General features: G+C 36.0%; 11 protein-coding genes. All 11 read left to right on the forward strand.

The genetic code is table 11. The annotated features are described in order from the left end of the window. Positions 1-91: 91 nt before the first annotated feature. The 11 genes from CXF67_RS10915 to CXF67_RS10965 all read left to right on the forward strand — a co-directional run bounded on the left by CXF67_RS10915 (position 92) and on the right by CXF67_RS10965 (position 21,933). The gene (locus CXF67_RS10915) at positions 92-3,070 is read left to right on the forward strand and encodes a TonB-dependent receptor (RefSeq protein WP_257984669.1); all 2,979 of its coding nucleotides are present in this window, start codon (positions 92-94) and stop codon (positions 3,068-3,070) included. A gap of 1,087 nt (positions 3,071-4,157) precedes the next feature. Then, a complete protein-coding gene (locus tag CXF67_RS10920; protein ID WP_102088777.1) occupies positions 4,158-7,328 on the forward strand; it encodes a glycoside hydrolase family protein in 3,171 nt (1,056 codons plus the stop codon). A gap of 8 nt (positions 7,329-7,336) precedes the next feature. Further along, entirely contained in the window at positions 7,337-8,809 is a 1,473-nt protein-coding gene (locus CXF67_RS10925; protein WP_102088778.1) for a glycosyl hydrolase family 16, read from the forward strand. A gap of 19 nt (positions 8,810-8,828) precedes the next feature. Further along, positions 8,829-9,710: a glycoside hydrolase family 16 protein gene (locus CXF67_RS10930; RefSeq protein ID WP_102088779.1), complete on the forward strand. Its 882-nt coding sequence runs from the start codon at positions 8,829-8,831 to the stop codon at positions 9,708-9,710. 10 nt (positions 9,711-9,720) lie between these two features. Beyond that, positions 9,721-10,482, forward strand: a complete 762-nt coding sequence (locus CXF67_RS10935) for a PKD domain-containing protein (RefSeq protein ID WP_102088780.1) — start codon at positions 9,721-9,723, stop codon at positions 10,480-10,482. A gap of 170 nt (positions 10,483-10,652) precedes the next feature. Then, complete coding sequence (locus CXF67_RS10940; protein ID WP_102088781.1) at positions 10,653-14,105, forward strand: hypothetical protein; 3,453 nt, start codon at positions 10,653-10,655, stop codon at positions 14,103-14,105. A gap of 6 nt (positions 14,106-14,111) precedes the next feature. Continuing rightward, positions 14,112-15,395, forward strand: coding sequence for a glycoside hydrolase family 17 protein (locus CXF67_RS10945; RefSeq protein ID WP_102088782.1), 1,284 nt, complete (start codon positions 14,112-14,114; stop codon positions 15,393-15,395). Positions 15,396-15,418: 23 nt separating this feature from the next. Next, positions 15,419-16,918, forward strand: a complete 1,500-nt coding sequence (locus CXF67_RS10950; protein ID WP_102088783.1) for a glycoside hydrolase family 30 protein — start codon at positions 15,419-15,421, stop codon at positions 16,916-16,918. Positions 16,919-16,923: 5 nt separating this feature from the next. Then, entirely contained in the window at positions 16,924-19,500 is a 2,577-nt protein-coding gene (locus CXF67_RS10955; RefSeq protein ID WP_102088784.1) for an MFS transporter, read from the forward strand. Positions 19,501-19,503: 3 nt separating this feature from the next. Further along, a complete protein-coding gene (locus tag CXF67_RS10960) occupies positions 19,504-20,421 on the forward strand; it encodes a glycoside hydrolase family 17 protein (protein WP_102088785.1) in 918 nt (305 codons plus the stop codon). Between the two features lie 219 nt (positions 20,422-20,640). Further along, positions 20,641-21,933, forward strand: a complete 1,293-nt coding sequence (locus CXF67_RS10965; protein WP_102088786.1) for a T9SS type A sorting domain-containing protein — start codon at positions 20,641-20,643, stop codon at positions 21,931-21,933. Positions 21,934-22,095 lie beyond the last annotated feature (162 nt).

Below are 22,095 nucleotides of genomic sequence, written 5' to 3' on the forward strand. Positions count from 1 at the left end.
TATTAATTTAAAACACTTTATGATGAAAATTTACACAAAAAGATTTGAACATCGGAGATGTTCAATTTTACGTATGACAACTCTAAAAGCGATGCTCATAGTATTCTTATCGTTCTTTGTTGTTAACCCAAGTTTTGCAAACCCAAAACTGCAACAGAACATATCTATTGCTTACGAAGATGCAACGCTTCTTGATGTTTTAAACGACATCAAATCAAAGTCAAAATTCAATTTCTTTTATGATATAAATGAAATTGATGAGAATAAAAAAGTAAGTATAAAAGCCAAGAACGAGGCTTTTGAGAACATTTTAGGTCAAATTAGCAAGCAAGTCAACTTCGATTATACCTTCAATGGAAATCAAGTAGTCCTAACAGCTGGCATTACAAATGCTAAAATTGTTACTGATGCTATCCAAGACCGAGAAGTAACTGGAATGGTTGTAGGACCAGAAGGAAATCCGCTACCAGGAGCTAACATCATTGTGAAAGGAACCAGCGTAGGCGCACAAACTGACTTTGACGGAAACTTTACAGTACAGGTTCCTGAAGGTTCAAAATTCCTTGTGATCTCCTATGTAGGTTTTAAAAATGAGGAAGTGAATGTAGAGGGAAAATCCAACGTAACAGTTCAATTGAAGCCCGATGCTGGACAACTTGATGCCGTGGTTGTTATAGGTACTCGAGGTAAGCCGAGAACCTCTTTTGACTCTCCTGTAGCTGTAGATAATTTTAAAATAAAAGAGCTACAAAAAACAGGTAAAACGACAGTAGATCAACAATTGATGCTACGTGTCCCTTCCTACAATGCAACAGAACAGCCCGTATCTGATGCAGCTGCTCACTTTAGCCCTGCAGGTTTGAGAGGTCTTTTTCCTAGTAGAACTTTGGTATTGGTAAATGGAAAACGGAAAAATGCCAGTGCACTTGTTTACAGTTATGTCACTCCAGGCCGAGGAGAGGTTGGGGTAGATATGAAAGCTATTCCCTCCGCAGCTTTAGAAAGTGTAGAAGTTTTGAGAGATGGTGCAGCAGCACAGTATGGATCTGATGCTATTGCTGGTGTCATTAATCTAGTGATGAAGGAAGATGTAGACCCTTTTATAAATACGGGGTATAGTTCTACGACTCGAGGCGACGGAGAACAGTACCAAGTGGAATCTGGCTTCGGTATAGATCTTGGGCCTGAAGGCTACGCCAATTTCACATTGAGTCACATGGACTCTAAGGCTACGCAACGCGCAGGAGAAATTACAAGTGTTGAAGATGAAGCTGGTTATTGGGGTGTAACAGACGATTCAGCTTTTAACACAAATGATTTGACGTCTTTCTTAGGTAGAAATCCAAGCGCTGGTTTCCAAGTGGGCTTACCCAATATGACTATTAATAATTTTGCTTATAACCTAGGTTTTACTTTAGATGAAGAAACCAATACAGAAGTTTATTCTTTTGGTACACTCACAGACAGGGAAGGTTCTGCGCCCCAGTTTGCAAGAGTACCCTATTGGGTACCTGGATTTGAGGCCATCTATCCAGATCAAGATTTCTTTTTAGCTAAAATGGCCCCTCAAATTCGAGATCATACCTTTGCACTCGGTTTAAAAACAACCTTTAATGAGTGGAATTTCGACGTAAGTTCTATTTTAGGTAAAAATAGAATTGATTATTATATAGAAGATTCATTTAACCAGTCTTTTGCTGGAAGTAGTCCTTCTGATTTTTATAATGGTGCTCATGAATTTAGCCATGTGGTTAATAATTTGGACATTAATAGAACCTTTTACGATGCGGGACTTGAAGCTTTATCAGTTGCTTTTGGTTTAGAACACAGAACAGAAAACTTCGTAACCGAAGAAGGTGAATTTGCTTCTTACGGAGACGGAGGGTCTCCCGATGCACAAGGAGGCAGAACAGGTTCAGAATCTTTTGGAGGTTTTAGCCCAGAAAATGCATCAGACGATTACAGATCTAATATTGGATTTTACACAGACATCACAGCAGATTTTACAGAATCATTTTTAGTGAGTGGTGCTTTACGTTATGAAGATTATAGTGATTTTGGTTCTAATGTAAGTTGGAAATTAAGCTCCAGATATAAACTTGCTGATGATAAATTGGTGATAAGAGGTTCTGTAAGTAGTGGTTTTAGAGCGCCATCTTTACACCAAGTCTACTATACTGCTACAACAACAACCTTAACAACCAATGGAGTACAGCAAAATGGAATTTTAAACAATGCCAACCCTGCATTAAGAGCCCTTGGTATTCCTGAGCTAGACGCTGAAACGTCTTTTAACTTAAGTGGTGGTTTAACCTATAGATTCAATAAAAATTCTGGGATCACTATAGATGCTTACCAAATTGATGTGGATGATAGGATTGCACTCTCTGGGCAAGTTACAGCCACAGGAGATCCAAACAGTCCTATAGACCAGACCCTAGAGAATGTTGGAGTAGGTTCTGCTGGCTTTTTCTTGAATGCGATAGATACAAGAACCAAAGGAATTGATATTGTATATAGTTACAGTAATATAGAGTTGGGTAGAGGTTTCTTAAGTGGTAGTATAGCTGCTAACTTCAATGAAACAGAAGTACAAGGCACAAATTTTCCTGCATTCATTGAAAACAATGATTTAGGAGATGCTATATTTTCAAGAGAAGATATATCCAGAGTTGAAAGCTGGAGACCTCAAGAAAAAGTGGTTGCTACGGCTAGTTATGAAATCGATAAGATTACCGCAAATGTATCTTTGATGTATTATGGTTCTGTGACTTACAGACACCCAGTTGCTCCTATAAATGGTGTTAACAATGATGCAACCTATGGAGGTAAAACCTTGACAGATTTGAGCGTTAACTATGCGTTTACAGATAAAGTCAATTTTACTCTAGGCGTGAATAATTTATTTGATGTTTTCCCTGATACCTTTGCGGAAGCTTATGCATCAACTGGAGGAACACCTCAAGATAGAAATTTAGATTTCGTAGGAAGATTTAAGTACCCATGGCAAACCACACAGTTTGGTATTGACGGAACTCGAGTCTTTTCTCAATTGAATATTAGTTTCTAAGGTAGAATTTATATTAATTTTTCAACCCCCTGTTTTTAAAAAACAGGGGGTTGTTTTTTATGTAATTTCATCAACACAATGGAGCTAAACTATGATACAAGATCGATATTTCCAATTATTAAAGATTATCAAAAACTACTTAACATAGATAATGAAGGATATATTGATATGCTATCTTATAACAATATAGTATTCCAGTGTCGGATAAAATAAGTTTCTTTTTCACTTATTAATCGTCATTAAATAGAACCGTAACTAGTGCTATGCTTATATTTTTTTCCTCAACTAAGTAGAAAACCTGTGCTGAGCTATGTCGTAGTATAATTCAAATTTTTAATATGATATTTAAAAACTAAATTGGTATTACATCACGAGTTGGAGTAAATCCTATGAGTTGCATAGAAGACAACTAAATTCCAATATAAAAGAGTAGACCAAATCGAATTCCAGCCTTATACATACTCCTCTATGAGTTTGAACTTATGCGATTACTTCCCCAATTGGTTAACGATAGAATTCGCAGGAAATAAATTTTTCGGGATTAGTCAATAAAAAAGCCTCAAGCCTACTTGGATAATTCTCACTGCTCTATGCCTATTATCTCAGCGAAATAATTTTCAAAGATTATTCAATACTATCGTGAACAAAAAACGACTAATTTAATAGATGCTACCGACTTCTTCTAGAAATTGAGAGTCATACACGCTTTTTTTATTTTAATTTTTAAAACGTACTCACCACTTAAACATCTGTATTAAAAGTCTCAATATAAGCGATATCGATTGCGAAAAAAGAAACGATTTAGATGAAATAATAGCTTGACCACCCATATATAAGATCCATAACACCTTTACAAGAGCATTAATTACCTATACATTACCTATACATTTTTAGTTTTATTAACAAATATTTATATTGAACGTCTTTAGCTTATTAGATATAGCAAGACTTTAGTAACTAATTTTAAGAATAACTCAATAAAACTACTTATTTTTTAACATGTATGTTTTTTGTAGTGTATTTTTTTAAATAATTATCAACTCAAACCTTTAAGTTTGATGTACATGGATTAACAAATATCTAACACATGAAAAAAATTCTATTTATAAGTGTTGTCTTGCTCTCTACTGTAATGGGGTTTTCTCAGTCTCAAAAAGTTTCAGTCTCCACAGATGACCAAGGGATGAAACTACAAGTTGATGGTAATGACTTTATGATTAACGGTATGAACTGGGACTACTTTCCTAGAGGAACAAATTTCAATTACAGTTTATGGAATCAATCAGACGATGTCATAAAAGCAGCCCTAGATGCTGAAATGGGCTTGCTTAAAAATATGGGAGTAAATACCATTAGGTTGTATACAGGCATACAGCCAAAATGGATAGAATACATCTATAAAAATTATGGTATTTACACCATGTTAAACCATTCTTTTGGTAGATATGGTTTAACTATTGATGGGAACTGGACTCCTGTCACTAAATATGATGATCCAGCAACTCAGAAATTACTTCTTTCAGAAATAACTGAACTAGCTAATGATTACAAAGGAACACCCGGTCTTTTACTTTTTCTTTTAGGAAATGAAAACAACTACGGCTTATTTTGGGCAGGTGCTGAAACAGAAGATTTTCCAGATGAGGAAGATGAAAAGAGAGCTGTTGGAGAAAACAGAGGACGACCAATGTATCGCTTAATGAACGAAGCCGCTCTTAAAATGAAAGACATAAATGATTCTTTACCGGTGGCTATTTGTAATGGTGATGTTCTATTTATAGATATTATCGCCGAAGAATGTCCCGATGTAGATATTTATGGAACCAACATGTATCGCGGTAAGTCTTTTGGTGATTCTTTTGAGACGATTAAAGAGGTTTATGGCAAACCTGTTCTATTTACAGAGTTCGGTGCAGATGCTTTCAATGCTTTAGAGAATCAGGAAGATCAAAAATCTCAGGCTTACTACATGGTTAATAACTGGAAAGATATCTATGAAAATGCTGCTGGATTAGGAAAAGCAGGGAACTCCATTGGGGGGTTTACCTTTCAATTTAGCGACGGCTGGTGGAAATACGGACAGACTAAAAATCTTGATGTTCACGATAGTAACGCCTCTTGGTCTAACGGTGGTTATGATAGAGACTATGAAGAAGGTAAAAATAACATGAATGAAGAATGGTTTGGGATTTGTGCAAAAGGAGCAACAAATTCAAGAGGTTTATACGAGTTATATCCACGTGCTGCTTACTATGCCTTAAAGGAGGCACATCAATTAAATCCTTATGCAGAAGGGGTTGATGCTCAATTTGTTGATAACTATTTTAGCAATATTTCGTTAACCGATGCTGTGTTACGAGCTAGAGGTGATAAAGCAGCATTGGGTGGTGGAGATTCTCAAAAAGTAGGTATTAGTAGAATAGCAGCATATTTATCTACATTTTATACAGGAGGTAGTTTAATCACTACTCCAGATAACCCAAATCCAAATGACAATTCGTACCCCAACCAACTTGGGTTCGATCAAATGCAGTCTTATTTTATAGGAGTGGGTGGACAACCAGCTCCAAACATTAACTTTAATGTAGACTTTAATATTGTAGGTGATGTTGCGGATAATCCTATCAACGAGATTTTCTACGAAAATAGGGCCAGACCATTAACTGTAACCTCACCAGAGGGGGACGTTATCCTTCAAGACAATAATAATTTACAGGTTTATCAAGCAGAGTTTGAATGGAAAAATGACAATTTTGATTTAAGAGGCTTTTACAGAACAGGACATTACCATTGGGGTTATGAAGGTGATATCTTTGGATTATATCCCGAAGCTAACTACGGCCCTAATTTAGATCTCTACGGCGGTATCATTTCAGGCATTGAAGTGGATGCTAAAGGGAAGTTAGAAGGCTTAAAAGCAGCTCTAGGTCCACAATTGTGGTGGGGGGCTAATCCAACCATGCTGTTTAAATATTCCAAAACTATCGCCAAGTGGGATATTACAGGGATTTATAATAGAGATGTAGAAACAGACTTAGAATTTGATGAAAATGGACGACGTGTTTTAGATCAAAATCAGGTTAGGAGTGGGGTGATTCCGCCTTGGCCAATGGAAAGAGCAACCCTTGCTTTTGAACGGGATTTTGGAAAGTTTGGATTAACCTTTGGAAGCCTTTGGGCTGGAAGACCTTTAAACGGAAGTGCTTACCAAGATATTAATGATGCAGGAGAGATTGTCGTAGATGAAATTAACTCAAATGATAATTGGGGTGGAAAAGCAAAATTAACCTACGAGGCTGGTAAGTTTAAGTGGTATGCACAAGGTTCAATCATGGGTCTTGTGGCCAATGGAAGTGCTGATCCAACTATAACGTTTACTGGATGGAAACTCAAAGATACTGGGAGCGGAAACCAAAGCAATTTTTTATCGGGCATGACCTACAATATTGGGAATTGGCAAATAGCCCCAAATTTTTTATGGCAAAAACCGCTAGTAGATCCAATGCCTAACAACGGAGAGGCCCCTGGACGATTAAGGAATTTTATAGATGATCCTTTTGCGGTAAGATGGAATAGAGAAACAACCGCTGGTGAAATTCTATTTACATACGACCCTACCCCTGGAACTTATATGTATGACTGGAATAATAATGTATCTGAAGATGCAGAATTTGCTATAAGCGCTGGATTTGTCTTTAGACATCTGCCTACAACAATGGATGCACATATAGGTTTTCTAGACACTCGTGAGTTTTTAGCCTTTGGGACTTCTGTTCCTGCTGAAGACCTCTATGAGGCTCACGCAAGAATTGTTTCTAAATTAAGCCCAGAATTGGGGATTGTAGGTGCCTTCTATTATGGAAATGGACAAGGGCGAGGAGATTCTCAAAGACTTGTCACCGATAGGTTTGGGGCAAATTTAAACGTGTTTTACAAAAAATTTATCATTAATGGAGATGTAAAAGTAAACGACTGGGGTCCTTTTGATTACCACAGAGATTTTAACTTGACATTTCCTCTGCAATTGCAGCTTGACTTATCTACTACTTTAGGGATGCCACAATGGTATATATTACCAAGTACACAAATCGGGATTAGAGGCATCTGGAGATCTTTAAATGAATTTTCTCCTCGATTTTCTCCAAATAACACACCCATTGGTTCTTTTAATGCTGACCCTATCCTCAGCGCTGTTGGATTTCCTAATGGATCCGAGTGGGAGATCATGACTTATATAAGATTTAACATCGGTAAATAATAGTTAAAATGATACATAACAAATTAAAATATCTACAATTAATAGGACTTCTTTTACTGTCTATGATAGTAACAACCAGTTGTGAAAGAGAAGTGTCTGATGCTGCTATACTTGCAACTTTTCCTACAACAGCAGATGTGTTTACAGATAATCCCGTAGGACTTACAGATGAGTTTTTTATATCCTTTGATCCGTTAGAAGGTGCAAACACAGAGGCCTTTGGTACGGACGATAATGAAGCTTATCTAGGATCCTCTTCAATTAGAATTGATGTTCCTTCACCAGATGATCCCAACGGGAATTTTGTTGGGGGAATCTTTAGAGATCGAGGTGAGGGTAGAAATTTAACAGGCTATGATGCCTTAACTTTTTGGGCTAAAGGGTCTGCAACAGGAATCATAAGTCAAGTTGGATTTGGAACGGATTTTCTAGAAGATAAATATCCTGCAAGTCGAACTGCTATACAGCTAACAACAGACTGGAAAAAATATACAATACCTATTCCTAATTCTTCAAAATTAACTCAAGAGAGAGGTATGTTCTTGTTCGCGGCTGGTGGTTTAGATATAGTTGATGACGAACCAAATGGTAACGAAATTGGTTGGACATTTTGGTTGGATGAAATAAAATTTGAGAAATTAAGCACACTACTGCTAACAGAAGCTTTACTATTTAATGGACAAGATTTGTCTACTACGAGTTTTCAAGATTCAAAAATAAATTTGTTTGGAATTTCAACAACGTTTAACCTTGAAACAGGAGAAAATGTAAAGGTCGCAACAAGTCCTTTATACTTTGATTTTCAAAATTCAGATCCAACTGTAGCAGAAATAGGTTTTACAAGTGAACCCGTAATAAATATTATTGGGGATTCAGGAACAACTTTAATCAGTGCAACTATAGATAATGCAAATGTTCAGGGATCTTACGAAATCACCTCCTTAGGGTCGCTACCCTTCGCTCCTATTCCTTCACTTCTACCAGACAATGTAAAATCTGTGTTTAGTGACAGTTATCAAGACGTTGTTCTAATAAATTTTGACCCTGGTTTTGGTGGTTCTACCACTCAAGTAAGTTTATTTGAAAGATTAAATAATACTATTAGCGAACCATTTAATGACCAAACACTGGTTTATTCAACAAATAATTTCACTGGGATACTATTTGATGGTGTTGTAGATGCTAGTAATCTTTCTTTTATGCACGTTGATATTTTTATAGAAGATGAAAATAGATCAATTGAGTTTCAAATAAGGGATGCAGGTGATGATCGAATTATTGATTCAAATAATAATGGATTTCCGATAAACGATGACCGTGATTATAGACAAACAATAAATAATTTAAACCCTGGTGAGTGGAATTCTATAGAAATCCCTTTAGCTGGGAATATTGCGAACCAAAAAGATAATTTGGCTGGTATTATTTTGGTTGGTGGTCCCGACTTTATATTAGATAATATTTATTTCTACGTTCCTTAATAATTTAATTTCAGAAGACATGAAAAGTATATTTAATTATATAATTTACAAATATGCAGCCCCTATTTTTTTAACAGGATTGCTATTGGTTTTTATAGGTTGCGATCTAGACGAAACACAAGAAGTCACTACCCTAGATAATCTAGTATGGTCTGACGAGTTTGATGTGGATGGAGCACCAAATTCTCAAAATTGGAATTATGATATTGGTGATGGTACAGCAGAAAATATCCCTGGATGGGGTAATAATGAACTTCAATATTATACCGATAGATCCGAAAATATAATTGTTGAAAACGGTGTGCTCCTTATTACAGCTAGACAAGAATCATTTGAAAATAGAAATTATACCTCAGCGAGGTTAACTACTGAAGGTTTGCTTGAACAGCAATATGGACGTTTTGAAGCCCGTATTAGATTGCCTTATGGACAAGGCTATTGGCCTGCGTTTTGGCTTTTAGGAGTGCCTGAAACCACGATGGTTGATGGTGAAGAAGTTTTAGAAGAATGGCCTGCTGTAGGCGAAATAGATATTATGGAATATCTTGGAGACGAACCCACCAATGTATTTGGAACTTTGCATGGTCCGGGGTTTTCAGGGGCAGAATCAATTTCTAAAGAATTCACTCTTGAAAACGATCGTTTTGATACAGGTTTTCATGTGTTTGGGATTGAGTGGTCGCCGACTTCCGTCAACTATTATGTTGATGGAAATATATACCAAACTCTCACTCGAGAGGACATAGCAGAAGAAACGGATGGAGAAGGAGAATGGGTATTTGATAGACCTTTTTACATCATATTAAATATTGCTGTTGGTGGTAATTTACCTGGGAATCCTAATAGTGAAACTGTATTTCCTCAAAGCATGATTGTAGATTATGTAAGAGTATATAATTAAAACTAGAACTATGAAAATCTTGAAATATAGTACGCTTGTTATTTGTCTGTTATGTATCGGATTATCTTTTCAATCTTGTGAGGAGGATGATACTGGTATATCTACAGAATTAGTTGCAAGGTTTACTCAAACCGTTAATCAGAGCCAAGGAACAGTCACCTTTATCAATCTATCAGAAAATGCGGCGTCCTATAATTGGGATTTTGGCGATGGAACATCATCGATAGTCATAAATCCTGAAAAAACTTATGATGCCAGTGGCACCTACGATGTAAAGCTTACAGTAAGTAATGAAAACAGTGAAATAGCAGCTTTTCAAGATATCATCGAAATTGAGATCATCTTGATCATTAACGGAAACTTTGAAAATGGTTCGGAAGGCTGGATAGTAGGTGTAGATGATAGTGCACCCGCACCAGTTGTTACAGAAAATGATAATTCTTTTTATGAAGTTAACATTACTAACCCCGACCCAAATCAACCATTTTTAGTTAATGTAAGTCAAAAGGTTGCTATCACACAAGATCAAATTTATGTCTTAACATTCGAAGCCTGGTCAGATGGTGATAGAACTTTAATTGCCGGTATAGGTCTTAGTGGAGGTGATTTTTCAAATGATACCCAAACTGTAAACCTTACTGATACACAACAACAATTTGAAATCACACTAAGCTCACAGGAATTTGGAGCTCTTGACGCTAGAGTTTTATTTGACTCTAATGGAGATGCAGGTCTTGTGAGAATAGATAATGTCTCTTTAAATTTACAATAGTTTATATAAGAACACGGTATCTATTTAGAACTAGACATACTTTAAGTCTAAAATATAATTAAGATCAAAAAGTAAGATAAACACAAGAATTAAACAGATTTAGGACAAGCGGTAACCTAAACCTTTAGCGTTTTGTTCCTAAATTAAAAAATAAACCAAATAGTAAAGTAATGATTGAAGACAATATGACTAAAGATCAAACGTCTAAAACTAGTAACTTAGAGCAAGTAAGGTTAAACGGTGAGAAATTCCTTAAAATTAATAACAACGATGCCATGAGACCTTTTTTCATGAGTATAGTAAGCGACTCTAACCACTGGATGTTTATTTCTAGCAATGGAGGCTTAACAGCAGGAAGACGAAATGCAGAATATGCTTTATTCCCATATTACACCGACGATAAAATTACCGAATCGGCAAATTATACAGGAAGTAAAACTATTTTTAGAGTTCACTTGAATGATGCTATTAATGTCTGGGAACCTTTTTCAAACCGTTTTGTAGAACAGTATCAGATTACCAGAAATATCTATAAAAACATTTATGGAAATAAACTGTTTTTTGAAGAAATCAACCACAGCTTAAACCTTACTTTCACATACCGATGGTCAACTAGTGATCAATTTGGTTTTATTAAAAAATCTCAATTGGTTAGCCATAACTCTACTCCTATAAAAGTTGAAGTTGTAGATGGGCTGCAAAACATTCTACCGGCGGGTGTCGTTAGTGATTTGCAAACTCAAAGCAGTAATTTGGTTGATGCTTATAAACGCAACGAGCTTGATAAAAAAACAGGCTTAGGCATTTTTGCACTTAGTGCTGTACCAGTAGATAAAGCCGAACCTAGTGAAGCTTTAAAAGCCAATGTGACTTGGTCTCTGGGAATTGAAAACCCTACCCACCTCCTTTCCTCTTTACAACTTGAAAACTTCAGGACAGGAAAAAACTTGACTGAAGAAACTGATGTTAAAGCAGAAAAAGGAGCTTATTTTATTAATAAAACACTTCAACTAGAAGCGGATGAGACTATAACATGGCATATTGGTGCTGATGTTAATTATAATACTGCTTCAGTAGTAAAACTTCAGCAAGATTTACTCCAAGATAATCTTTTAAATCTAATAGAAGAAGATATAAATTCTGGGACAGAGAAATTAGTTCGACTAAATGCGGCTGCAGACGGACTTCAACGCTCTAATGACAACTTGAGAGATATTCGTCATTATTCCAACACCATGTTTAATATCATGCGTGGAGGAATTTTTGATAATAATTACCAGATTGAGCGATGGGACTTTAAAAACTATATCCTCAAAGCAAACGCTCCATTGGCTAAAAAATTTGATGCAAAGATTAAAGCCTTACCTGATAATTTTTCGTTATCAGATCTGAAGGATTTAGCTAAAGATCAAAATAATGATGATTTCACTAGGCTTTCCTATGAATACTTGCCTCTAAAATTTAGCCGTAGACATGGAGATCCAAGTCGACCATGGAATCAATTTTCAATAAATACCAAAGACGAAAATGGTTCTAAAATTCTTGATTACGAAGGCAACTGGCGTGATATCTTTCAGAATTGGGAAAGCTTAGTACACTCCTATCCTCAATTTATTGAAGGTATGATTTACAAGTTTTTAAATGCTACAACTTTTGACGGTTACAACCCTTATCGTGTCACCAAAGATGGCTTTGATTGGGAAACTATAGAGCCAGACGATCCTTGGTCTTACATAGGGTATTGGGGGGATCATCAAATTATCTATTTGCTTAAGTTCTTAGAATTTTATGAAGACTATCAACCAGGAAATTTAGCGCAATTATTCAACAAATCTCAGTTTGTTTATGCTAATGTTCCTTACAGGATAAAGTCATATCAGGACATTCTAAACGATCCAAAAGACACCATAGAGTTTGATCATAAAGCCGATGCTAAAATTAGAAGTAAACGCAACAAAATTGGAGCTGATGGTGCATTACTTCAAAATAAAAGAGGTAAAATTATTCACGTCAATTTTATTGAAAAAATACTAGCTACAACTTTAGCCAAATTATCCAACTTTATTCCTGAAGCGGGAATATGGATGAATACCCAACGCCCAGAATGGAACGATGCTAACAATGCTTTAGTCGGCAATGGCGTATCTATGGTCACCTTAGCCTATTTAAGACGATTTCTAGACTTTTTTAAATCGATTTTTGAAGACGTCGATGCCTCAGAAAACTATGAAATTTCTGAAGAACTAGCTGAGATGTTTACCAAAATGGAAAAAACATTCGCTAAGAATAAACATTTAACAGAAGGTAAATTTAGTGATCACCAACGTAAAGAGGTTTTGGACGAACTAGGTGAAGCAGCCAGTGTCTATAGAACTCAAGTTTACACTACCGGCTTTTCAGGACGTAAAACTCAAGTCTCTTCCCTACAAATTGGTCAATTTATCACTACCAGTTTAGTGTATCTAGAACATGCCATTGAGGCAAATAAACGGACTGACGACCTATACCACGCTTATAATCTAATGACGGTTAATCAAGATAAGGTCTCCATAGATTACCTTTCTGAGATGCTCGAAGGTCAAGTTGCTGTATTAAGTTCAGGCTACCTAGATTCAAATCAGGCTTTAACTTTACTTGATGCCCTAAAACGAAGTGCTTTATTTAGACCTGACCAATACAGTTATTTATTATACCCCTACAAAAACTTAAATGGTTTTTTGGACCGAAATAATGTTCCAGAAACTTCTGTAAAATCGTCAAAATTGCTTAAAAAGCTTGTGGAAGATGAGCATAAAGGTATAATTGAGAAAGATGTAAAAAACAATTATCACTTTAATGGCAATTTTAATAATGCTAAGAAATTAAAAGAAGCTTTATTATCTTTAGAAGACGAAGCCTATTCAACTTTAGCAGAAAAAGAGATGGACCAATTACTCAAGGTCTATGAAGAAGTTTTTAACCATAAATCATTCACAGGTCGTTCCGGAACTTTTTATGGGTATGAGGGCTTAGGGTCTATTTATTGGCATATGGTATCAAAACTGCAATTAGCGGTTTTAGAAACCTGTATACAAGCCATAAATGCTAAAGCATCTGCGGAAGTTATCGGTCGATTACTAGAGCACTATTATGAAATAAATGAAGGCATAGGTGTTCATAAATCTCCTAACTTATATGGCGCATTTCCGACGGATCCTTATTCTCATACTCCGCAGGGAAAAGGCGCACAGCAACCTGGAATGACAGGTCAAGTAAAGGAAGACATTTTAAGTCGATTTAGGGAATTAGGTGTTCATATTTATAAAGGGGGAATCCAATTTAAACCCGATTTATTGAGAAAAACTGAATTTTTAGAAGACGAACATATTTTCAGATATGTAGACCTTAGCGATGAAAAGCATCGTCTTCAACTAAAACAAAATTCACTAGGATTTACCTTTTGCCAAGTCCCAATAATATACTCTATTTCAAATCAAAACAAAATAGAAGTAAAATTCTATACTAAAAATTCAGAAGAGATTGAAGGACTTCACTTGCCTAAGGAAATCAGTCAAGACGTTTTTAACCGCTCAGATATAGTTGAAATAATTCATGTTTATATTGAAGCGTCTGTTTTAAAATAAAGAGTCATGAAGCCAGTAAAAAATATACTTTTAGTAATAAGCTTTGTTTTACTGGCTTCTTGTCAAACATCTCAAAAAGAGGATAACCCTATGCAAAATAACAGAAATTTAACTGCTAAAGAAATTCTTAGTAAACCAGAGTTTTTAGCAATTTCTTACGGTGGCTACAGAAAAAAGACGCGCAAAGAGCAACCCACCATTCAACAGCTTAAAGAAGATTTAAAAATTCTTCATGCTATGAATATTCGCATACTACGAACCTATAATGTTCGGCTACCCCATGCCGCCAATATTTTAAAAGCGATTGACGAGCTGAAGAAAGCTAATCCTGAATTTGAAATGTATATGATGCTCGGGGCTTGGATCGATTGTAAAAATGCATGGACCGAAATGCCACTCAACCACAACGAGGGAAGCGAACATAACGCTATAGAAATCGACAGAGCTGTAGAACTAGCGAATCAATACCCAGATATTGTAAAAATAATTGCGGTGGGCAATGAAGCCATGGTAAAATGGGCCTCCGCGTATTTCGTTCAGCCACATATTATTTTAAAATGGGTAAAACACCTACAAGATTTAAAACAAGAAGGCAAAATAGATAAGGATTTATGGATTACGAGTTCAGATAATTTTGCGTCTTGGGGCGGTGGAGAAAATGAATACCACACTCCAGAGCTTGAAGAGCTTATTAAAGCGGTAGATTATCTTTCTATCCATACCTATCCAATGCATGATACACACTATAATCCTGTGTTTTGGGGAGTACTTCCAAAAGAAAAAAAACTGAGTAACACCAAACAACTAGATAAAGTGATGACTCGTTCTTTGAGTTATGCTATCTCTCAGTATGATAGTGTTGTGAACTATTTGGAGACTTTAGAGGTGAAAAAACCTGTGCACATTGGAGAAACAGGATGGGCAACTGTCTCTGCTGGTTTTTATGGTGAAAATGGCTCAAAGGCATCAGATGAGTATAAGCAAGCTTTATACTATAACAAAATGCGAGAATGGGCTTCGAAAAACAAAATAAAATGCTTCTATTTTGAAGCTTTTGACGAACCCTGGAAGGATGAACACAACCCAAAAGGTTCTGAGAACTTTTTCGGCCTATTTACAGTAGATGGAGAAGCTAAATATGTCATTTGGGATGAATTGGATAAAGGCACATTCGAAGGTTTTAAGCGCGGTAAAAACAAAATGACCAAGACTTATAACGGAAGCTTGGAAGATCTTCTACTGGACGTGCAAATGCCTCCAGTAAAAAATGAAATTATGCTTAACCATTAAGCCAATCATGAAAAACGGTATGTATGAAAAGTCTGAAAATTTTATCTATAAACTTAATAGCTCTATTAGTGATTAGTTCTTGTATAGAAACAGAAAAGTCTTTAAAGGTTGAGGTTGTTGAAACCTCCAGAAGTGGAAATAAACTCTCTAAAGTTGAAGTCTTTAGCGAAGGAAAACCAACTTCTAAAATCAATTTAAACCCTGATAAAACCTTTCAAACCTTTACGGGTTTTGGCGGATCATTTACAGAATCTTCTGCTTATTTACTGAATCGATTGAGTAAAGAAAACCGTCAAAAAATCATCGATGCTTATTTTGCAGATAGTGGAGCGCGGTATTCGTTAACCAGAACTCATATGAACTCAAGTGATTTCTCTTTAGGTCAATATTCATATGCCCCCGTTGAAGGCGACACCCTATTGACTAATTTTTCTATCAAAGAGGATAAAGACGATATTATTCCTATGATTAAAGAGGCTATGGAAGCCTCTAAGGAAGGATTTAAAATTATATCTTCTCCTTGGACCGCTCCACCTTGGATGAAGGATAATAATGAGTGGGTTGGTGGAAAATTAAAGCCAGAACATTACGACACTTGGGCCCTTTTCTTTTCTAAATATGTAGATGCTTATGAAGCTGAAGGGATAGATATATGGGGTTTTACTGTGGAAAATGAACCACATGGTAACGGCAATAATTGGGAAAGCATGCACTATACCCCAGAAGAAATGACTGATTTTGTGAGCAATCACCTCGGCCCTCAATTAGAAAAAGACGGTAAAGGCGATAAAATTATTTTAGGATATGACCAAAATCGCGAAGGCATTAAAGAGTGGGTGGATGTGATGTATAAGAATGAGGAAAATACTAACTATTATGATGGTACTGCTATACACTGGTACGAAAGTACCTTTGAAGTGTTTCCTGAAGCGTTGCAATATGCACATGAAAAAGCACCCCAGAAATACTTGATACAAACTGAAGCCTGTGTGGATTCCGAAGTTCCTAAATGGAAAGATGACGACTGGTATTGGAGTAAAGAAGCGACAGATTGGGGCTGGGATTGGGCTCCTGAGGCTCAAAAACACTTACACCCAAAATACGTTCCTGTTTATCGCTATGCTAGAGATATTATAGGATGTATGAACAATTGGGTTGATGGCTGGGTCGACTGGAATATGGTCTTGGACCGACAAGGAGGACCTAACTGGTTTAAAAACTGGTGTGTGGCTCCAGTCATTGTAGATCCTGATCAAGATGAAGTCTATTTTACCCCACTCTATTACACCATGGCTCATTTCAGTAAATACATAAGACCAGGTGCAAAACGAATTGATTTCGAATCTACAGATAAAGACTTGCAAGTGAGCGCTGCCACAAATCCAGATGGAAGCCATATCGTTATCGTATTTAACCCTTCAGAAGAAGAAAAAGTATTTGAGCTTAGTATGAGAGATGCACAACAAGTAGTTTCTATAAGTCCTCAAGCCATTCAAACTATTGTATTAAAACCTAAAAAATAAGCCTTATGTCCCAAGAAAAAACATTGGCAAAAGATAAAGTTCCCATTAAACAAAAGGCAGCTTTTGGCGCAGGCCATTTAGTACTCAATTTATTACCAGGAGCTTTAGCTGTTTTCATGTTTTTCTTGGTGACAGCATTCGGTATGGATCCATTTTTAGCAGGCTTGTTAGGTGGTTTGCCACGAATATTTGATGCTATTACTGACCCCATAATGGGATTTATTTCTGATAACACGAAATCTAAATTAGGAAGGAGGCGACCATACATCTTTGTCGGGGCTATCTTGAGTGGTATATTGTTTGCCCTTTTATTCCAATTGAGTGAAGACAACTCCGTTGCCTTCAACTTTTGTTATTTTCTTTTAATGTCTTTGGTGTTTTTAGTTGGAAATACCATGTTTGCCACACCATTAGTAGGTCTTGGTTATGAAATGACTCCAGATTATAATGAACGTACCCGCTTAATGGCTTTTGCAAATACCATAGGTCAAATTGCTTGGATGATCGTTCCTTGGTTTTGGGTAGTTATCGCAGATCCTACTGTATTTCCATTAAGTGACGTAGCCTTGAGAACAATTGGCGAAATGGGATTAACTGGTAACGAATTACAGAAAATAACGAATGAAAAATTACAAGCTACTGGAGTCCGACAATTATCACTAATGGTAGGACTAGTTTGCGGTGTATTGGGTATTCTTCCAGCCCTATTCTGTAAAGGAATGGATGCAGGACAAATGGAAAACCGCAAAAAAATTAGCATGGGTACGTTATCCTCTAGTTTCAAAGAATTGTTTCAAGGAATTATACAAGTCTCTAAATGCAAACCTTTCATGAAATTGTGCAGTGCCACTTTTCTTGTTTTTAATGGTTTCCAAATGGTGGCTTCATTCAGTTTTTTTATTATTGTTTTTTATATTTATAATGGGGATTATGGTCAAGCAGGAACATGGCCAGCATGGTTTGCTTCAATCACCGCACTAGTTACTGCATTTTTAGTTATTCCTATTATTTCTAGTATTGCAAATAAATTTGGAAAACGCAAAGCCTTTCTTATATCTACCGCAATTTCTATAGTTGGTTATGGACTTAAGTGGTGGGGATTTGATAATTCATTAAATGCTCAATTCAACGCATCGAGTGCTGGTCAAGGTTTAAATAATTTTGTGGCCTCCGTATTTAATGCGATAAATCCTTTCTTAGACAGCATAGGGATGTCTTGGTTTAGCATAGACATCAGTCAAGGTGCACCTTGGTTAATGTTTGTTCCTATTCCTTTTATGGCTTTTGGTTTAGGTGGTTTATTTACCCTCATGATGTCTATGACAGCAGATGTTTGTGATCTAGATGAATTAGAAAATGGATTGCCAAGAAAAGAAGGAACTTTTGGAGCAATCTATTGGTGGATGGTTAAAGTAGGACAAGCTATTGCGCTAGTACTAGGAGGAGCTATATTAACTTTAGTCGGGTTCGATGAGGGTGCTGTCACCCAAACGGTAGAAACGATGAACCAATTAAGAATAGCTGATATTATTCTTCCAGTATCAACCGCTGCTTTAGCCTTTATTGTGATGTGGAAATATGATCTTGATGAAAAAAGGGTTAGAGGAATTGGAGCTGAGCTCAAAATAAGAAACAGTAAGCCTAAACCAAGACAAATTAATTCTTTGTATTACCAAAATCAGGAACCATTATCTTTAGGTTCTATTCAAAGGGCACCAAATCCAAAATATGATATCGATTTTTCTGGAAAATCAATTGACGAAATCAAAAAATTATTTTTAACAAACTTAAACAATGGTATGCATGGTATGTGCTTTAGCCCATATATGGATGGCCAAGACACCAGTGATATACTTTCTGAAGAACAAATTATAAGACGAATTAATATTATTAAACCTTATACTAAATGGGTACGCTCTTTCTCTTGTACAAATGGTAATGAACATATACCAAAAGTAGCTAAAGACCACCATCTTAAAACTATGGTAGGAGCTTCGATAAGTGCAAATATGATTCAAAATGGAAATGAAATAAAAAAACTGATAGAACTTGGTAAAGCTGGGTTTGTAGATATAGCAGTTGTAGGGAATGAGGTCCTTCTTCGGGAAGAATTATCTGAAAAAGATATCTTGGATTACATTTCAAAAGTTAAAAAAGCTTTACCTAACATTCCAGTGGCTTACGTTGATTCTTATTATATCTTTAATGAAAATCCATCACTTATTGATATATGCGACGTTATTCTAATAAATTGCTACCCTTTCTGGGAAGGCAGTGCTATAGAAATTTCGCCTTCCTATTTAAGGGATATGTATAAATTAATTAAGGACAAAGCGAATGGTAAACCTGTAATTATATCAGAAACTGGCTGGCCAAGTGAAGGTGAAAATACAGAAGAAGCGGTACCTTCAGGATACAATGCCATGAAATATTTTATTAATGTCAACAGCTGGGTGAATAAAGAAGATATTAAATTATTTTATTTTTCCTCATTTGATGAATCTTGGAAAATTCATCACGAAGGAGATGTTGGCCAACGCTGGGGAATTTGGGATAAAAACGAACAACTTAAATTTAAATAAAACATGACTTACAGGAAAGAACAAGAACTATCCAAGCAACAAGAAAAATTTTTAGCGTCTATAAAAACGCAGAATTTTTTAAAAGAATACACCACTGAAGAACTTCACGATGTATTTAAGACTATCATGTCACAAGGTTTTCATGGTATGTGCTTTAGTATGTATGAAGATGGACAGGAACCTGGACATCATATTACAGAAGAACAAGTACTCAGACGGATGAATATCTTAAAACCACACATCAAGTGGGTACGCTCCTTCTCTTGCATTGAAGGAAATGAATTTGTACCAAAAGTAGCTAAGCAACTTGGATTAAAAACCTTAGTTGGAGCTTGGCTAAGTGATGACAAAGAGAAAAATAGGGAAGAACTAGATAGCTTAATCAAGATGGCCAATGAGGGCTTGGTGGATATTGCTGCCGTAGGTAACGAAGTTTTATATAGGAACGATTTGACTGTTGAGGAACTTATGCGACACTTGGATGAAGTGAGAGCTGCTATTCCATCACATATTCCTGTTGGCTACGTCGATGCCTATTATGAGTTTACAGTTCATCCTGAGCTAACTGCTAAATGTGATGTTATTTTAGCTAACTGCTATCCCTTTTGGGAAAGTTGCCATTACGACTATTCGTTGACCCATATGCAACATATGTATGGCCAAGCTTTAAATGCTGCAAAAGGTAAAAAAGTAATAATTACAGAGACCGGCTGGCCTAGCAAAGGGGAAAGTCTCGGCGATGCACACCCCTCGGAGATGAATGCTTTAAAATACTTTATAAATACCCAGTTATGGAGTAAAAAAGCAGGTATTGAAGTCTTCTATTTCTCGTCTTTTGATGAGTCTTGGAAAGTAGGTGATGAAGGTGATGTTGGTGCATATTGGGGAATTTGGGATAAGGACGAACAACTTAAATACTAAATAACCTTAAAATCAAACGATTACTACCTATACATCAACCATACAAACTTTAAATCTATCTTTTGAAAGTGAGTAAATGCGGGGAGTTGCAAAGTTCGAAACTAAATAAAATCAACTAAAATAGTGTATGCTTTTTGTAAGTCCTGAATTATGATATTAATAAAAAAATAGAGGTATATTTAAGGATAACTAATTTTTATAAACTATAAATTAATAACAATGAAAAAAATTACACTTTTACTTATGATGATGCTAACCAGTACTCTGGTCTTTGCACAAACACTTCCTCTTGACTTTGAAGTCCCTGAGGATGATGCTTTTGTACCCTTTAACGGTGCAGCAGCTGCTGTTGTAGTTGATCCTACAGATGGCACAAATTCTGTGTTGGAGCTCATAGGAAACGGCGCGCCTTTCGATGGAGCTACAGTAACTATGGCAACGTATATAGATTTGTCTGATGATGCTAATAATACTATTACATTTGATTTTTGGGCTCCCGTTGCAGATGTGAGAACACATTTATTAAAACTAGAGGGTGCTACAAATGGACCTGGAGCAGTTGAATTAGCTTTTAACTCCAACGTGCAAGGATGGCAATCAGTTTCAATTGACTTTGGACCTAACTTAGCAGATGACTATCCCTTAATGACTACGTTTCCTGACTTTAATAATGGAGAAATAGGTACTTATTATATAGATGATATAACTGGACCTAATGGAATAGTTGTACCAGTTGATCCTATACCAAGTGTAGCAGCTCCAGTGCCAACTACACCAGATAATGAAACTTATAGCATTTATAATGATACCAACGGTTTTACTACTATATTCCCTATCATTTATTCATTTGGAACTTTAGCAGGAGAGCCAGACCTAGACCCATCAGATGCTGTGAATAAAGCATTGAAATTTAATTTTGGTGTTGCAGGTTGGGGACAAGGTGAAGGCGGACCTGACGATGTTTCTGCTTATAATTTCGTATCATTTGATTATTGGGCAGGAGCTGGAGTTGTAGGATTTGACTTCGTTATGATTAGTAATGATGGTGGAGTTACAGAACACAAATATCAAATAAGTATTCAAGAGCCTGTTGTTAATGAAACTTGGGTAAAAGTTGAAATTCCTATGTCATATTTTACTGATCTTGGTTTTTCTGAGACAGCTTTATTCCAATGGAAGGTGAGTCCACTTAATGATAGCGTTGACAATGATGGTATAGTTTATCTCGATAATGTAATTTTAACTCAAAACTCTACATTAAGTACCAACCAATTTAGCCAAGCTGACTTTACAGTATATCCAAACCCAACTCGGAATAATTGGAATATTAAAACAAGTGTAAATATCTCATCTGTAAAAGTTTATAATTTACTGGGTAATCTTGTATTAGACCAAAAAGTTGATGCTAACGAAGCTGTCATCTCTTCTGAAGGATTAGCAACTGGTGTTTACTTTGTTAAAATTGAGAATGAAGCCAACTACTTTAAAACAGTAAAAGTTATTAAAAACTAAACTAGTTTTAATTTGATAATCAAGGCTTGTACAGATATGTACAAGCCTTTTTTTATGGGATAAATTTAGAGTTACATTTATTAGTTGCTGAATTCAAAAGTATTTATACCAATCAAATCTGAAAATTGCATTTATCAGTTGAATTCTTGTAGGTTTTTAATT

Source organism: Psychroflexus sp. MES1-P1E, assembly GCF_002836055.1.
GTDB lineage: Bacteria > Bacteroidota > Bacteroidia > Flavobacteriales > Flavobacteriaceae > Psychroflexus.

Bases quoted from the DNA above. Each gene is read 5' to 3' on its own strand.
- CXF67_RS10930 (WP_102088779.1), top strand. From the start codon at position 8,829: ATGAAAAGTATATTTAATTATATAATTTACAAATATGCAGCCCCTATT.
- CXF67_RS10920 (WP_102088777.1), top strand. From the start codon at position 4,158: ATGAAAAAAATTCTATTTATAAGTGTTGTCTTGCTCTCTACTGTAATG.
- CXF67_RS10915 (WP_257984669.1), top strand. From the start codon at position 92: ATGCTCATAGTATTCTTATCGTTCTTTGTTGTTAACCCAAGTTTTGCA.
- CXF67_RS10925 (WP_102088778.1), top strand. From the start codon at position 7,337: ATGATACATAACAAATTAAAATATCTACAATTAATAGGACTTCTTTTA.
- CXF67_RS10940 (WP_102088781.1), top strand. From the start codon at position 10,653: ATGATTGAAGACAATATGACTAAAGATCAAACGTCTAAAACTAGTAAC.
- CXF67_RS10955 (WP_102088784.1), top strand. From the start codon at position 16,924: ATGTCCCAAGAAAAAACATTGGCAAAAGATAAAGTTCCCATTAAACAA.
- CXF67_RS10965 (WP_102088786.1), top strand. From the start codon at position 20,641: ATGAAAAAAATTACACTTTTACTTATGATGATGCTAACCAGTACTCTG.
- CXF67_RS10950 (WP_102088783.1), top strand. From the start codon at position 15,419: ATGAAAAGTCTGAAAATTTTATCTATAAACTTAATAGCTCTATTAGTG.
- CXF67_RS10960 (WP_102088785.1), top strand. From the start codon at position 19,504: ATGACTTACAGGAAAGAACAAGAACTATCCAAGCAACAAGAAAAATTT.
- CXF67_RS10945 (WP_102088782.1), top strand. From the start codon at position 14,112: ATGAAGCCAGTAAAAAATATACTTTTAGTAATAAGCTTTGTTTTACTG.
- CXF67_RS10935 (WP_102088780.1), top strand. From the start codon at position 9,721: ATGAAAATCTTGAAATATAGTACGCTTGTTATTTGTCTGTTATGTATC.